Consider the following 14647-nt stretch of genomic DNA (forward strand, 5'->3'; position numbering starts at 1 on the left):
TTCCAGCGGGCCCGGACACGGTAGCGCGAGCGGCGGGCCGTGGGGAGGGCCGGCGCACCGCGCCACGGTGTGCAGGATCCGCCGTCTGGGACAATGGAGGGGTGAAGCTCAACGCGTTCGGTGACGTCTGCCTGCGCACGCTCATGCTCCTGGGCGCCGAGCCCGACCGGCAGATGACCGGCCGGGAGATCGCCGACGCCGTGGGCATCCCGTACAACCACGTGAGCAAGGCCGTGCTCGAGCTCAAGCGCCGCGGCGCCCTCGAGGTCTCCCGCGGCCGCACCGGCGGCGCCCGCATCACGCCCGTGGGCCTCGGGCTGTCCGTGGGGCGGCTGCTGCGGGACCTGGACACCCAGCCGGACATCGTCGACTGCACCGGGTCCGGCAGCGACGGCGGCCGCCCCTGCCCCCTGCTGGCCGGCTGCCGGCTGCGCTCGGCGCTGGCGCGCGCCCGGGAGGCGTTCTACGCGGAGCTCGACGACACCACCGTCGCCGAGCTCACCGGCCCCGCCGCGACCCCCTTCCCGTCCGGCCCCACCGCCCTGCCGCTGCCCACCGTGCGCTGACGGCCTCCCGTCCGCGCCGCCTCCGCGACTCCTCCGAGCCCTCTCCCCGCCTCCTCCGCGCCCCAGCCCCGCCTCCGTCGCGCCCCGTTCGCGCCACGCCACGTCATCGGCTTGACCCCGTGTTCTACACCATGTAGAAATCGGGGTATCAATCTTGCATATCCTGCGCAAGTATCACCGACCTAGGAGTCGACCATGCTCTCGGACACCTCCCGCCCCGTCATCGAGGCGACCCTCCCCGTGGTGGCAGCCCACCTGGACGAGATCACGCCGAGGTTCTACGCCCGCATGTTCGCCGCGCGCCCCGAGCTGCTCGACGGCATCTTCAGCCGCGCCAACCAGCGCAACGGCACCCAGCAGAAGGCCCTCGCCGGGTCCATCGCCGCGTTCGCCTCCCACCTCATGGCGCACCCGGACACCCTGCCGGAGAAGGTGCTCTCGCGCATCGCCCACAAGCACACCTCGCTGGGCATCGTCGAGGATCAGTACCCGATCGTCTACGAGCACCTGTTCGCCGCGATCGTGGACGTGCTGGGCGAGGCCGTCACGGAGGAGGTGGCCGCCGCCTGGTCAGAGGTGTACTGGCTCATGGCCGACGCGCTCATCAAGATCGAGAAGGGCCTCTACGCCCAGCAGGCCAACGACAGGGCCTGGTCGCCGTGGCGCGTGGTCGCCAAGGAGCCCGCGGGCCGCGGCAGCGCCACCTTCCGCCTCGAGCCGGCCGACACCACCCCGGTCACCGCCGCCCGGCCCGGCCAGTACGTCTCCGTGCGCGTGCGCCTGGAGGACGGGCTGCGCCAGTGCCGCCAGTACTCGCTGTCCGAGGACGCCACCTCGACCACCACCCGTGTCTTCACCACGAAGCTGGACGAGGGCGGGGAGGTCTCCCCGTTCCTGCACCGCGAGGTCCAGGTGGGCGACGTCGTGGAGCTGTCCAACCCCTACGGCGACATCGAGCTGGACGACTCGGACGCCCCCCTCGTGCTGGCCACCGCCGGCATCGGCTGCACCCCGAGCGCCTCGGTCCTGCAGACCCTCGCCGCGGAGGCCTCCGACCGGCAGGTGCTGGTCCTGCACGCCGAGCGCACCGAGGGCGACTGGGCCCTCAAGGAGCAGATGCGCGAGAGCCTGACCGCCCTGCCCAACGCCGACCTCGCCCTGTGGCTCGAGGACACCACGGACGCCTCCGCGGAGCTGGCCCCGCGCCCGGGGTTCATGGACCTGGCCGCCGTCGACCTGCCGGCCAATGCCAAGGTCTACCTGTGCGGCCCGCTGCCGTTCATGAAGGCCGTGCGCTCCCAGGCCATCGCCGCCGGCATCCCGGCCACGGACATCCACTACGAGGTGTTCGGGCCGGACCTCTGGCTGGCCGCCTGAGGCGACCGGCCGGCGTCGGGGGCGTCCCGACGCCGGCCGCGCACCCCGGGTGCGACGACGGGCCGGGTCCGGTGGTCACCCACCGGGCCCGGCCCGTCGTCATGTTCCCGCCCCGCACCGGCCCCCGGGCGCCCGCGGCGGGCAGCCCAGGCCCCAGGAACGACCCTGGCCCCGTCCGGACGGACGGGGCCAGGGTCGTTCGGCGCCCCGCGGGCGGGGGAGGGGTCAGGCCCCGACGCGCTGCTTCAGGCCGTCCAGCTGGCCGGCGATGGAGGCCGGCAGCGAGGGGCCGAAGCGGTCGAACCACTCCTCGATCGAGGCCGTCTCGGCCTGCCACTCCTCCGCGTCGACCTTGAGGGCGTCCTCGAGGTCCTCGGGGGCGATCTCCAGGCCGGTCAGGTCGAGCGACTCCGGGGTGGGGACGTAGCCGATGGGGGTCTCCACGGCGTCGGCCGTGCCCTCGAGGCGGCCCACGATCCACTTCAGGACGCGGGAGTTCTCGCCGAAGCCCGGCCACGCGAAGCCGCCCTCGCGGTTGCGGCGGAACCAGTTGACGAGGTAGATCCGGGGCAGCTTGGACTGGTCCACGCGACCGGACTCCTTGACCCAGTGCTCCAGGTAGTCGCCCGCGTCGTAGCCCATGAACGGCAGCATGGCCATCGGGTCGCGGCGCACCACGCCCACGGCGCCGGCGGCGGCGGCCGTGGTCTCCGAGGAGAGGGTGGCACCCTTGAAGATGCCGTCCTCCCAGTCGAAGGACTCGGTGACCAGCGGGATGGTGGTCTTGCGGCGGCCGCCGAAGAGGATCGCGTCCAGCTTCACGCCGTTCGGGTCGTGGTACTCCGGGGCCAGCATGTCTGTCTGGTCGATCGGAGTGCAGAACCGGGAGTTCGGGTGCGCCGCCGGGGTGCCGGACTCGGGGGTCCAGTCGTTGCCCTGCCAGTCGGTGAGGTGGGCCGGGACCTCGTCGGTCATGCCCTCCCACCACACGCCGCCGTCGTCCGTCAGGGCGACGTTGGTGAAGATGGAGTTGCCCTTGGAGATCGCGCGCATGGCGTTCGGGTTGGTGGACCAGCCGGTGCCCGGGGCCACGCCGAAGTAGCCGGACTCCGGGTTGGTGACGCGGAACTCTCCGTCCTTGCCCGGGCGGATCCAGGTGATGTCGTCACCCAGGGTCTCGGCCTTCCAGTCCTCGATCGTGGGATCGATCAGGGCGAGGTTGGTCTTGCCGCAGGCCGACGGGAAGGCGCCGGAGATCGTGTAGGACTTCCCCTCCGGGCTGGTCAGCTTCAGGATCAGCATGTGCTCGGCGAGCCAGCCCTCGTCCCGGGCCATGACCGAGGCGATGCGCAGGGCGTAGCACTTCTTGCCCAGCAGCGCGTTGCCGCCGTAGCCGGAGCCGTAGGACCAGATGGAGCGCTCCTCGGGGAAGTGCACGATCCACTTGGTCTCGTTGCACGGCCAGGCCACGTCCGCCTCGCCGTCCTCGAGCGGGGCGCCGACGGAGTGCAGGGCCGGGACGAAGAAGGCCTGGGTCTCCTCCATCTTGCGCAGCACGTCCGTGCCGATGCGGGCCATGATCCGCATGGAGTTGACCACGTAGGCCGAGTCCGTGATCTCCACGCCGAACTTGGGGTCCTCGGCGTCGAGGTGGCCCATGACGAACGGGATCACGTACATGGTGCGCCCGTGCATGGAGCCGGCGAAGGCGTCCTTGAGGATGCCCTTCATCTCGGCCGGGTCCATCCAGTTGTTGGTGAAGCCGGCGTCCTCCTCCTTCTCGGAGCAGATGAAGGTGCGGTCCTCCACGCGGGCCACGTCGGCCGGGTCGGAGAACGCGGCGTAGGAGTTCGGGAACTTGTCCTCGGCCAGCTTGACGAAGGTGCCGGCCTCGACCAGCTCACCGGCCAGCCGGTCGTACTCCTCCTGCGAACCGTCCACCCAATACACGGAGTCCGGCTCCGTGAGCTCGGCGACCTCCTTCACCCAGTCGAGCAGCTTGCCGTACGTGGTCGGAGCCTCCGCCACGGCTCGGTCTGCGAAGGTGAGTGAGGAGTTGTCTGCCATGGGGGTTCCCTCCAGTGGGTAGCGGGTGCCTTCCGGGTTCGCGCGGAATGCGGCCGTCAGCGGCCGGCACCCCGTTGTGCGTACACCGTCTCCATCCTGCATTCTACCCACGGTGATCTGGCCCTCGTTCCATGACGTCACCTGACGCACACCTGCCCCCGCCCGGCGGCCCACTCGCCGGCCACCCGGACGGGGGTCCGCCACCCGGCCGGGTCGGGACGGGCGGGCGCGGGACGGGAGGCTGGCCGGCCGGTTTCCCACCGGGCACGGCACCCACGGGGATTGCCCGCACAGCGCCTGCCGGGGGCCGATTTGGTGAACGGCAGGTGGCCCGCTATAGTTCTTCAAGGCCGATGACGGTCAAGCGCCCTTAGCTCAGCTGGATAGAGCGTCTGTCTACGGAACAGAAGGTCAGGGGTTCGAATCCCTTAGGGCGCACATCAGGATCGAGGACGATCCACCAGGAAGGCCGGACCCGGTTCACGGGTCCGGCCTTCCGGCGTCTGGGGCGGCGTCGTCCACCGGGGTCCGCGTCCCGGGGCGCACGCCCCCGCAGTCCCGCGGCGCGGCGGCCGCGGCACGGCCACCGGCGAGGCACCACCGACCACCACGAGGGGGGACCGGCGTGACCCAGGCGATGACCCCGTCCGCCGGCCGGTCGTCGGCGCACTCCCCCGGGCACCGCGTGCCGGTCATCACCCTGGCCGGGTACCTCGGCGCCGGGAAGACCACGCTGCTCAACCACCTGCTGCGCCAGCCCGGCGCCCGCCTGGGCGTGGTGGTGAACGACTTCGGCACGCTCAACGTGGACGCCGCCCTCGTGGCCGGCCAGGTGGACGAGGCGGCGGCGATCTCCGGTGGCTGCCTGTGCTGCCTGCCGGACGCCGGCGGCCTGGACGAGGCGCTCGAGCGGCTCTCCCGTCCCCGGTTGCGCCTGGACGCCATCATCGTCGAGGCCAGCGGCGCCGCCGAGCCGCTGGCCCTCGCCCGCCTGGTCCGCCACTCCTCGGCGGGCCGGGTCCGCCCCGGCGGCCTCGTGGAGGTCGTGGACGCCACCGAGCACTTCCGCACCGTGGACACGCTGCCCGATCCCCCGGCGCGGCACGCGGCGGCCAGCCTCGTCGTCGTCACGAAGGCCGACCTGCTGCCGGACTCCGAGCGCCACGGGACCGTGGAGCGCATCCGCCGGCGGGTGGCCGCCCGGAACCCCGCCGTCCCGGTGGTGCTCGCCCGGCAGGGCCGGATCGACCCGGCCCTGGTGTTCGACACCGCGGAGCACGAGGACCCGCCGGACCAGCTGCCGATCGCCCGGCTGCTGCGGGAGCAGGCCAACGCGCACGACCACGAGCACGCGGCGGCCGTCGCCGTGCGGCTGGACGCCCCCGTGCCGGCCGCGGCGCTCGTGGACCTGCTCGAGCACCCGCCCGCCGGGGCCTACCGGCTGAAGGGCAGGGTGGCCGTCCGGCAGCCCCGGGGCGACCGCGGATACCTGGTGAACCTCGTGGGCCGCTCGATCCACGTCGCCGCCCTGCCCGCGCCGCCGGAGCCGGGGGAGCTGGTGGCGATCGGCCTGGGCCTGGACACCGCGGCCACGCGGGCACGGCTCGAGGCGGTGGCCGTCACGGCCGCGGGCGGGGACGACGCCGCCGCGCTGCGCCGGCTGCAGCGGTACCGCCGCCTCAGCGCCTGAGCCGGCCGCCGCCGTCGGAGGCCAGGATGGGGACCGGGGGCAGGGCTCAGGGGCAGGGCACCGCGAAGTGCGTCATCCGCGCGTCCCGCCCGTCCAGGGTGGCCCACTCCCCCGGCACCGCGAAGACCTGCAGCCCCAGGGTGGGCAGCCGCTCGGCCATGGTGACCACCGCGTCCTCGTCCGAGTCCACGGAGGCGATCCGCATGCCCACCTCCTGCACCCACGGCAGGTGGCCGATGACCAGGAGCGTCCGGACCTGCTCGTCCGTCTCGTTGATGACGGCCAGGGCGCGCGCCGCGTCCGCCTCGTACAGGCGGGAGTCCAGGTAGGCGGTGGGCGCCTTCTCCCCCAGCTCGCTGCACACCCACGTGCAGGTCTGGCGCGCGCGCACGGCGTCCGAGCACAGGATCATGTCCGGGTAGATGCCGTGCTCCACGAGCCAGCGCCCGGCCAGCGGCGCCTCGCGGTTGCCGCGGCCGGCGAGCGGCCGGTCGTGGTCCGGCACCCCGCGGGGATAGTCCGACTTCGCGTGCCGCAGGATGACCAGGGTCTTCTCGCCCGTCCGGTCCGGACGGGGGGAGGTCGCGACGTCGGCAGGCATGGTCCCAGCGTAGTGCGCCTCCCGCGGGGGCGGGCCGAGGGTCCCGCCGGCCCGGTGCGCCGGTCCCCGGGTCGGAGGGCCGGCGCGCCGGGCTCAGAGGGCGTCCTGGCCCGTGACCTTCCGGCCGATGAGCAGGGACTGGATGAACTCCGTGCCCTCGTAGGTGTGCACGACCTCCATGTCCGTCAGGTGGCGGGCCACGTGGAAGTCCAGCAGCAGCCCGTTGCCGGCCAGCAGGTCCCTCGCCTGGCGGGCGATCCACCGCGCCTTGTCCGCCGTGTGCATCTTGGCGATCGAGGCCATCGTCCCGGTCCACTGCCCGGCCTCCTGCAGGGCCGCCATCCGGTGGCAGAGCAGCTGGATGGCCGTGAGCTCCGTGAGCATCCCGGCCAGCGTGCCCTGCACCAGCTGGTTGGCCCCGATGGGCCGGCCGAACTGCTCCCGGACCTGGGCGTAGGTGGCGGCCGCCTCGTAGCAGGCGAGCGCGTGGCCCAGGGCCTCCCACGAGGCGCCGCCGCGGGTGGTGGCCAGCACGCGGGAGACGTCCCGGAAGCCCCGGGCCCCTGGCAGCCGGTTGTCCTCGGGGATCCGCACGTCCCGGAAGGAGAGGTTGGCCTGGAGGATGGCCCGCTTGCCGACCTTGCCCTCGATGACCTCGTAGTCGAAGCCCTCGGGCCGGTCCTCCGGGTCCCGGGGGTCCGCGCGCTCCAGGACGAAGGCCTTCACCTCGCCGTCGGCCACGTCCCGGGCGAAGACGATGACCAGGTGCGCCATGGACCCGTTGCCGATCCAGCGCTTGGCCCCGTTGATCACCCAGGTGTCCCCCTCGCGGCGGGCGGAGGTCTCCAGGTGGACGGAGTCCGAGCCGTGCCGCGGCTCGGTCAGCGCGAAGGCCCCGATCCGGCGCAGGGCGGCCATGTCCGGCAGCCAGCGCCGGCGCTGCTCCTCCGAGCCGAGCAGGTTGATCGTCCCCATGGACAGGTTCGCCTGGACGCCCATGAAGGTGTTCAGGGAGCCGTCGCCGCGGGACAGCTCGACCGTGGCGAGGCCCGCGGCCAGCCGGGACAGGCCGGGCCCGCCGTGCTCGGCCAGGGCGCCGCCCACCACGCCCGTGGCCGCGAGCGGTTCGAGCAGCTCGTAGGGGAACTCCGCCCGCTCCCAGTAGCCGTTGATGACGGGCAGGACGTCCCGGTCCACGAAGGACCGGACGGCCCGGCGGGCCCGCAGGGCGTCCTCGGGCAGGTCCTGCTCGAGCAGCAGGTAGTCCGTGTCCCGCGCCGTGGTCAGCCCCGAGCGCAGGGCCGCGAGGTACTCGGCGGTGTCCTCGCCCCAGTCGAGGGGCGCCGGCGCGCCGGAGGGGGCGGCCTGGGGCATCGGCTCAGCGGTCATGTCAGCGGTCATAGCGGTACCAGCCCTGTCCGGTCTTGCGGCCGTACTCCCCGGCCCGGTACTTCTCCTCGAGCAGCGGGTGCGGCTTCTCCGCCTCGTCCCCGGTCAGCTCGTAGGTGGCCTGGCGGATGAGGTAGCTGACGTCCAGGCCCACGAGGTCCATGAGCTCGAACGGGCCCATCGGGTGGCCCAGCGCGTTGCGGGCCGCCTCGTCGATGTCCTCGAACGAGGCGACGCCCTTCGCGTACAGGTCCAGGGCCTCGTCGCGCAGGGCCCCCATCAGCCGGTTTGCCACGAAGCCCGGGACCTCCTGGTGCAGCATCACCGGGACCTTGCCCATGGCCCGGGCCACCGCGGCCACGGCCTGCACCGTGTCCTCGCTGGTCCGCTCCTGCCGGACCACCTCGACGGCCTTCATGACCAGCGCCGGGTTGAAGAAGTGCATGTTGCACACCTTGTCCGGCCGTCCGGTGGCGTCGGCCACCGCGGAGGAGCCGTACGTGGAGGAGTTCGTGGCCAGGATGGCGTGCTTCGGCGCGAGCCGGTCGAGCTCGGCGAAGATGGCCCGCTTGACGTCCAGCTTCTCCGTGGCGGCCTCGATGACGAGGTCGGCCGTGGTGATGGCCGGCTCCAGGTCGGTGGTGAAGGCGATCCGCTCCCACGCCGCGTCCGCGGCGTCCTGGTCCATCCGGCCCTTGGCCACGCGGCCGTCCAGCCACGAGCGCATGTCCCGCTCGGCCGCGGCCACGGCCGTGGCGTCCACGTCCCGCACCGTCGTCGTGTAGCCGGCGACGGCGGCGGCCATGCCGATCTGCCGGCCCATGGCCCCTGAGCCGACCACCAGGATGCTGCGCACCCCGGCCCCCGCGTCCGCCTGCCCCTGCTCCCCCGGTGCGGTCCCGGCCCGGGCGGTCTCGTTCGTCGTCATGGCTCTCCCATCCCCGGTCCGGTCGGTGCGTCCCGCCGGTCCGTGTCCTCGCTGTGGTCGGTGTGGTCCGTGTCCTCGTGGTGCGCCGTGCCGCGGCGCGGGCCGCGCCGACGGCGTGGCCCCTGTCCTCCGTCATCGAAGCACGTCCCGGCGCGTCCCGGTCCTCCCGGCCGCGCCGTGACGCGCCCCTCATCGGCCCCGGAACTCCGGGGTGCGCCGGGCCAGGAACGCGGCGGCGCCCTCGGCCTTGTCCTCGGTGGTGTACAGCAGGGTCTGGGCCAGCCGCTCGAGCAGCAGGCCCGTCCTCTGGTCCGTCTCCGCGCCCTGGCCGATGACCATCTTGGCCAGCCGGATCGCCAGCGGGCCCTTGGTGAGGACGGTCGCCAGGGTGGCGGTCGCCGTCGGGAGCAGCTCCGCCGCCGGCAGCACGCTGGTGACGAGGCCGTAGCGCTCGGCCTCGTCCGCGGTGAGGATCCGGCTCGTGAGGATCATCTCCACGGCCCGTCCGGTGCCGACCAGCCGGGACAGGCGCTGGGTGCCCCCGGCCCCCGGCAGCACGCCGAGCGTGGTCTCCGGCAGGCCCATCCGCGCCGTGTCCGCGGCGATGCGGATGTCGCAGCTCATGGCCAGCTCCAGCCCCCCGCCCATGGCCACGCCGTTGAGGGCGGCCAGGGTGGGCTTGGGGTAGTCCTGGATCCGGTCGTAGAGCCGCTGCATGTGGGCGGCCAGTCCGTACGGCAGGTCGTAGTGGGCGAGCTGGGAGATGTCAGCGCCCGCGATGAACGCCTTCTCCCCCGCGCCGGTGAAGACCACGGCCGCGACGTCGTCGTCCTCCTCCCAGCGGTCCAGGACCTGGCCGATCTCGGCCAGCACCGTGCGGGAGAGCGCGTTGCGCTTCTCCGGCCGGTCCACGGTGATCGTCCCGATGCGCCCGTCCACGGACGCCCGGATGGTCTCGAGGACCTCTCCGGCGCCCGCGGCCTCCGGGAGCGCCTGGGCCTGCTGCCCGCTCATGGGCGCACCCCCGCCGCGGTGAAGGCGCCGATGCCGGTGAGGGCCCGGCCGATCGTGAGCTGGTGGACCTCGTCGGTGCCCTCGTAGGTGCGCACGGACTCGAGGTTGTTGGCGTGGCGCAGCGGCGAGTGTTCCAGGGTGATGCCGTTGCCGCCGAGCATCTCGCGGGCGTCCCGCGCGATCCCGATCGCCACCCGGCAGTTGTCCAGCTTGCCGGTGGAGATCATCGCCGGGGTGGTGCCGTGCGCGTCCTTGGTCCGGCCGATCTGGTGGGCCAGCAGGTAGCCCTTGTTGATCGCCACCGCCATGTCCGCGAGCTTGGCCTGCGTCAGCTGGAACGCGGCCAGCGGCGTGCCGAACTGGGTGCGGGCGTGCGCGTAGTCCAGGACCGCGTTGAAGGAGTCCCGCGCGGCGCCCATGACGCCCCAGATGATCCCGTACCGGGCCTCGTTGAGGCACTGGAAGGGACCCTTGAGCCCGAGGGCCGAGTCGGCCGGGAGGATCGCGTCCGCGGGCAGGCGCACGCCGTCCAGGCGGATCTCGCACTGCACCGAGGCGCGCATGGACAGCTTCTGCGCGATCGCCTCGGCGCTGAAGCCCGGGGTGTCCGTCGGCACCACGAAGCCGCGCACCCCGCGGCCGTCGCCGTGCTCGCCGGTCTGGGCCCAGATGACCGCCACGTCGGCCAGGGTGGCCAGGCCGATCCACCGCTTGGTGCCGTTGAGCACCCAGTCCCCGCCGGGCTCCTGCCGGGCGGTGGTGGTCATGGAGGCCGGGTCCGAGCCGGCGCCGGGCTCGGTGAGCCCGAAGCAGCCCACGGCCTCGCCGGCGGCCATGCGCGGCAGCCACTGCCGCTTCTGCTCCTCCGAGCCGTGCTTGTGGATCGCGGACATGGCCAGCGAGCCCTGCACGGAGACGAAGGTCCGCAGCCCCGAGTCCCCGGCCTCGAGCTCCTGGGCGGCCAGCCCGTACTCCACGGCCGAGCGGCCGGCGCAGCCGTAGCCGTGCAGGTGCATGCCCAGCACGCCCAGCCTCCCGAGCTCCGGGACGATCTCGGTGGGGAACACCGCCCGGTCGTACCAGTCGGCGATGTTCGGGCGGATCACCTCGTCCACGAGGGCCCGCACGTCCAGGGCCAGCTGCTTCTCCTCGGCGGAGAACAGCGCGTCCATCCCGGTCAGGTCCACCGGGCCGAGGAACGAGGCGGAGGTGTCCCGGGAGGGGGCGTCCTGCGCGGGGGAGGTCGTCATGGCGGTGTTCACTGCTGTGCTCCTTGGGTCAGGGCCTGCTGCGCCAGCTCCTGGCGCAGCAGGTACTTCTGGATCTTCCCGGAGGGGGTCCGGGGCATCTCGGGGACGATGAGCAGCCGCTCCGGCCAGTACGGCTTGGCCAGTCCCTTGGACTCGAAGAAGGCCTTGAGGCCGTCCAGGGTCAGCTCCTCGGAGCCCGGGCGCTGCACGACGACGGCGGCGGCGATCTCCTGCAGGCGCTCGTGCGGGATGCCGATCACGGCGGTGGCCTCCACGTCCGGGTGCTCGTAGAGGACGTTCTCCACGTAGGTGACCGGGATGTTCTCCCCGCCGCGGATGATGACGTCCTTGGTGCGGCCGGCCAGGCGGACGTAGCCGTCCTCGTCCATGGTGGCGAGGTCGCCGGTGTCGAACCACTCGCCGTCGAACTCCTCGCGCGTCTTGTCCAGCTGGCCGAGGTACCCGCGGAACAGGAAGGGGCCCTTCACCTGCAGGCGCCCCTCCTCGCCCGGGGCGGCCTCGGTCCCGTCGAAGCCGATGACGCGGGTCTGCATGCCGTCCAGGGCGCGGCCGTCCGTGGAGACGACCTTCTCCTCCGGGTCGGAGGGGTGGCCCATGGTCACGAGGCAGCACTCGGTCTGGCCCCAGCCGCCGAACACGCTCATCCCCGGCAGCTTCTGCCGGGCCTCGGCGACGTAGGAGCGCGGGATCGGCGCGCCCATGCAGCAGAAGTGCCGCAGGGAGCTGACGTCGTGGTCCGCGAGGGTCTTGGCCCCCAGCAGGTCGTGCAGGAAGGGCGTGGCCGCCGAGGTGTGGTTGACCCGGTGCCGCTCGACCAGCGCCACGAACTCCTCCACGTCCCACACGTCCTGGAAGACGCCGGTCCCGCCGAGCATGATCGGCAGGGCCACGCCGTAGAGGAAGCCGGTGAGGTGGCCGAAGGTCGAGGCCATGTGGATCACGGAGTCCTCGTCCAGGCCCAGGCGGTCCGGCCACGGCAGGGAGCCGGCGAGCACGGTGTTGTGGGTGTGCATGACGCCCTTGGGCCGCCCCGTGGTCCCGGACGTGAACATGAGCAGGGCCAGGGCGTTCGGGTCCGGGCGCAGGGCGGCGAGGTCCGCGGGGGCGGACTCGCGCCGGGCCCGGCCGCGGGCCAGGAAGTCGTCCCACGCGGTGAAGCCCTCGCGGGCCCCGCCGTGGACGATCACGGTCTCGCGCAGGGTGGGCAGGTCCGGCCGCAGGCGGTCGACCATGGCGGCGTAGTCGAACTTCCGGAAGCTCTCCGTGATGAACAGCACCGAGGTGCGGGCCGTGGCCGCCATGAACCCGATCTCGCGGTCCCGGTAGATCGGGATCAGCGGATTGGCCACCGCCCCGATGCGCGTGGTGGCCAGGTAGATGACCAGCCACTCGTACCAGTTGGGCAGCTGGATCGAGACCACGTCGGTGGGCTCCACGCCGGACTCGAGCAGCGCGTGGGCGCAGGCGTCCACGTCCGCGGCGAGCTCGGCGTAGGTGTGGGCCCCGCGCACGTCGATCGTGCACGTCTGCCCGGGACGGGCCGCGACGGCGTCGTCCAGGTAGTCGGACAGCAGCCGGTTCTTCCAGTGCCCGGATGCGGTGTAGGCGGCGATGTCCTCGTCGGTGAGGAGCATCTCGAAGGTGTTGGTCATGGGGTGTCTCCCGGTACGCCGGCCACGGTCCCGTGCCGGAGGATGGATCAGAGCATCGTGAGGCCACCGGAGACCGAGAGGGTCTGTCCGGTGATGTACCTCGAGGCGGGCGAGGCCATGAACGCGACGGCGTTGGCGAGGTCCTCGGGCTGGGCGAGCCGGCGCAGCGGGATGGCCTTCTCCAGGGCCGTGCGCAGCTTGGGGTTCTCGGCGGAGATCTGCTCGAACAGGGGGGTGTCCGCGGGGCCGGGGCACACCGCGTTGGCGGTGATGCCGTGGCGGGCGACCTCCCGGGCCAGGGTCTTGGTGAAGGCCACGACGCCGCCCTTGCAGGCCGAGTACACGGCCTCGCCGGACGAGCCCACGCGGGCGGCGTCCGAGCCGATGTTCACCACCGTTCCGTGGCCCTGCTCCACCATGCACCGCACGACCGACTGCGAGCAGTGCAGGGTGCCGTAGAGGTTGATGGCGATGACGCGGTCCCAGGTGTCCACCTCGGAGTCGAGGAACGGCCCCACCTTGTCCCAGCCGGCGTTGTTGACCAGGACGTCGATGCGCCCGAAGGTGTCCATGACCTGCCGGGTCATCGCATCGACCGCGGGACGGTCGGTGACGTTCACCGCGACGCCGATCGAGCCGTTGCCGAGCTCGGCGGCGGTCGCCTCGGCGGCCTCGCCGTTGAGGTCGGCCACCACGACGGTGGCGCCCTCCGCGACGAGCCGGGTGGCGATGCCCTTGCCGATGCCGCTGGCGGCGCCGGTCACGATGCAGACGCGGCCCCGCAGGTCCTCGTCGTTGACGGTGTTGGTGGTCTGGTCGGTCATGGTCTCCTCCATGGATGGGATGGTGCGGGGTGGTCCGGGGTGTCTGGGGTGCCGGGTGGCGGGGGCCGTGCGGGCCGCGCGGCTCAGGGGGCCACCTCGCGCGGCAGGTTCTGCCGCGAGATGATGAGCTTCATGATCTGGGCGGTGCCGTCGCCGATCTGCAGGCCCAGGACGTCGCGCATCCGCTGCTCGATCGGGCGGTCGGTGAGGTAGCCGAACTGCCCGTGGGACAGCAGGCACTGGTTGATGACGTCGTATGCGGTCTTCGGGGCCCACCACTTGCACATGGCGGCCTCCTTGGTGTGCGGCTGCCCGGCGTCCTTGAGCCACAGGGTCTTCTGGCACAGCACGCGGGCCGCCGTGAGCAGGGTGTCCGCCTCGGCCAGCGGGAAGGACAGCCCCTGGAACTTCGAGATCGGCTGGTCGAACGCCACGCGCTGGCCGGCGTACTCCCAGGTCTCGTCCAGGGTCACCTGCGCGGCGCCGATGCACTGCAGGCCGATCAGGGCGCGGGAGAAGTCGAAGCCCTGCATGACCTCGGTGAAGCCCTTGCCCTCGGCGCCGAGCAGGTTCGCCTCGGGGATCCACGTGTCCGTGAAGGTCACGAAGCCGCGGCCCACGCACTTGGTGCCCATGTCCGGGGTGGCCCGGCGCTCGATGCCGTCCCGGTCGAGCTCCACGAGGAAGGCGCTGATGCCCCGTCCCCGCCGGTTCTCCTCCGTGCGGGCGAAGACCACGGTCGCCCCCGCGTGCAGCGCGAAGGACATCGACTTGGTGCCGTTGAGCACCCAGCCGTCCCGCTCGCGCCGGGCGGTGAGCCCGGGGTTGCCGGCATCCGAGCCGCCGTCGGGCTCGGACAGGCCGATGGCGACGATGTCCTCGCCGCTGGCGATCCGCGGCACCCAGGTCCGGGCCAGGTCCGGTCCGGCGTTCCGGGCCAGGATCTGGCCGACGAGCGAGCCGACCACCTGCACGTAGCCGACGTTGATGTCACCGCGCGAGACCTGCTCGGTGATCATCCCGGAGGTCAGGGCGCGCTCGCCCCGGCCCCCGAGCTCCACCGGCAGCTCCGGCGCGATCAGGCCGCGCGAGCCCATCTCGCAGCGCAGCGCCGGGTCGATGATCCCGTCCCGCTCGCGCTGCTGGTAGCCCGGCGCCAGGTCCGCGGCCATGGCGGCGGCGGCGTCGATGTAGCCCTGCATCGCGGTGTCGATCGTGAAGTCCATGCGTTCCTCGTGCTGTTCGGAGGGTGGGGTGGGTGGGTGACC

Annotated in this window: 12 protein-coding genes and 1 tRNA gene; 4 read left to right on the forward strand and 9 right to left on the reverse strand. The window is 72.7% G+C overall.

Annotation, left to right across the window (positions count from 1 at the left end; genetic code table 11):
• Positions 1 to 101: 101 nt before the first annotated feature.
• On the forward strand, positions 102 to 566 hold the full coding sequence (locus tag E7744_RS12345; protein WP_137774366.1) for an Rrf2 family transcriptional regulator: 465 nt from the start codon (positions 102 to 104) through the stop codon (positions 564 to 566).
• 195 nt (positions 567 to 761) lie between these two features.
• Positions 762 to 1943 (forward strand): globin domain-containing protein, encoded by a 1182-nt coding sequence (locus tag E7744_RS12350; RefSeq protein WP_137774367.1) that lies wholly within the window; start codon positions 762 to 764, stop codon positions 1941 to 1943.
• 225 nt (positions 1944 to 2168) lie between these two features.
• Here E7744_RS12350 and E7744_RS12355 read toward each other — a convergent pair whose 3' ends face one another.
• Positions 2169 to 4010, reverse strand: coding sequence for a phosphoenolpyruvate carboxykinase (GTP) (locus tag E7744_RS12355; protein ID WP_137774368.1), 1842 nt, complete (start codon positions 4008 to 4010; stop codon positions 2169 to 2171).
• Positions 4011 to 4374: 364 nt separating this feature from the next.
• On the opposite strand from E7744_RS12355, the gene E7744_RS12360 reads away from it, so the two are divergent.
• Both E7744_RS12360 and E7744_RS12365 read left to right on the forward strand, forming a co-directional pair.
• A tRNA-Arg gene (locus tag E7744_RS12360) sits at positions 4375 to 4448 on the forward strand.
• Positions 4449 to 4635: 187 nt separating this feature from the next.
• Positions 4636 to 5700 carry a GTP-binding protein gene (locus E7744_RS12365; RefSeq protein WP_137774369.1) on the forward strand — a complete coding sequence of 355 codons (1065 nt, stop codon included), beginning with the start codon at positions 4636 to 4638 and terminating at the stop codon, positions 5698 to 5700.
• Positions 5701 to 5746: 46 nt separating this feature from the next.
• On the opposite strand, the gene E7744_RS12370 is transcribed toward E7744_RS12365, so the two are convergent.
• From E7744_RS12370 to E7744_RS12405, 8 genes are all read right to left on the reverse strand, one after another.
• Positions 5747 to 6301: a histidine phosphatase family protein gene (locus tag E7744_RS12370; RefSeq protein ID WP_137774370.1), complete on the reverse strand. Its 555-nt coding sequence runs from the start codon at positions 6299 to 6301 to the stop codon at positions 5747 to 5749.
• Positions 6302 to 6394: 93 nt separating this feature from the next.
• Positions 6395 to 7690: an acyl-CoA dehydrogenase family protein gene (locus E7744_RS12375; protein WP_246858445.1), complete on the reverse strand. Its 1296-nt coding sequence runs from the start codon at positions 7688 to 7690 to the stop codon at positions 6395 to 6397.
• 1 nt (position 7691) lies between these two features.
• Complete coding sequence (locus tag E7744_RS12380; RefSeq protein WP_137774371.1) at positions 7692 to 8618, reverse strand: 3-hydroxyacyl-CoA dehydrogenase family protein; 927 nt, start codon at positions 8616 to 8618, stop codon at positions 7692 to 7694.
• 189 nt (positions 8619 to 8807) lie between these two features.
• Positions 8808 to 9632 (reverse strand): enoyl-CoA hydratase/isomerase family protein, encoded by an 825-nt coding sequence (locus tag E7744_RS12385; protein ID WP_137774372.1) that lies wholly within the window; start codon positions 9630 to 9632, stop codon positions 8808 to 8810.
• Positions 9629 to 10882 carry an acyl-CoA dehydrogenase family protein gene (locus tag E7744_RS12390; protein WP_137774373.1) on the reverse strand — a complete coding sequence of 418 codons (1254 nt, stop codon included), beginning with the start codon at positions 10880 to 10882 and terminating at the stop codon, positions 9629 to 9631. Before E7744_RS12390 ends, E7744_RS12385 begins: the two co-directional genes overlap by 4 nt.
• An 8-nt stretch (positions 10883 to 10890) precedes the next feature.
• Positions 10891 to 12555, reverse strand: coding sequence for an AMP-binding protein (locus tag E7744_RS12395; protein ID WP_137774374.1), 1665 nt, complete (start codon positions 12553 to 12555; stop codon positions 10891 to 10893).
• Positions 12556 to 12602: 47 nt separating this feature from the next.
• Positions 12603 to 13379, reverse strand: coding sequence for an SDR family NAD(P)-dependent oxidoreductase (locus E7744_RS12400; RefSeq protein ID WP_137774375.1), 777 nt, complete (start codon positions 13377 to 13379; stop codon positions 12603 to 12605).
• Positions 13380 to 13462: 83 nt separating this feature from the next.
• Positions 13463 to 14605, reverse strand: a complete 1143-nt coding sequence (locus E7744_RS12405; RefSeq protein ID WP_137774376.1) for an acyl-CoA dehydrogenase family protein — start codon at positions 14603 to 14605, stop codon at positions 13463 to 13465.
• Positions 14606 to 14647 lie beyond the last annotated feature (42 nt).

Source organism: Citricoccus sp. SGAir0253 (assembly GCF_005877055.1).
GTDB lineage: Bacteria > Actinomycetota > Actinomycetes > Actinomycetales > Micrococcaceae > Citricoccus.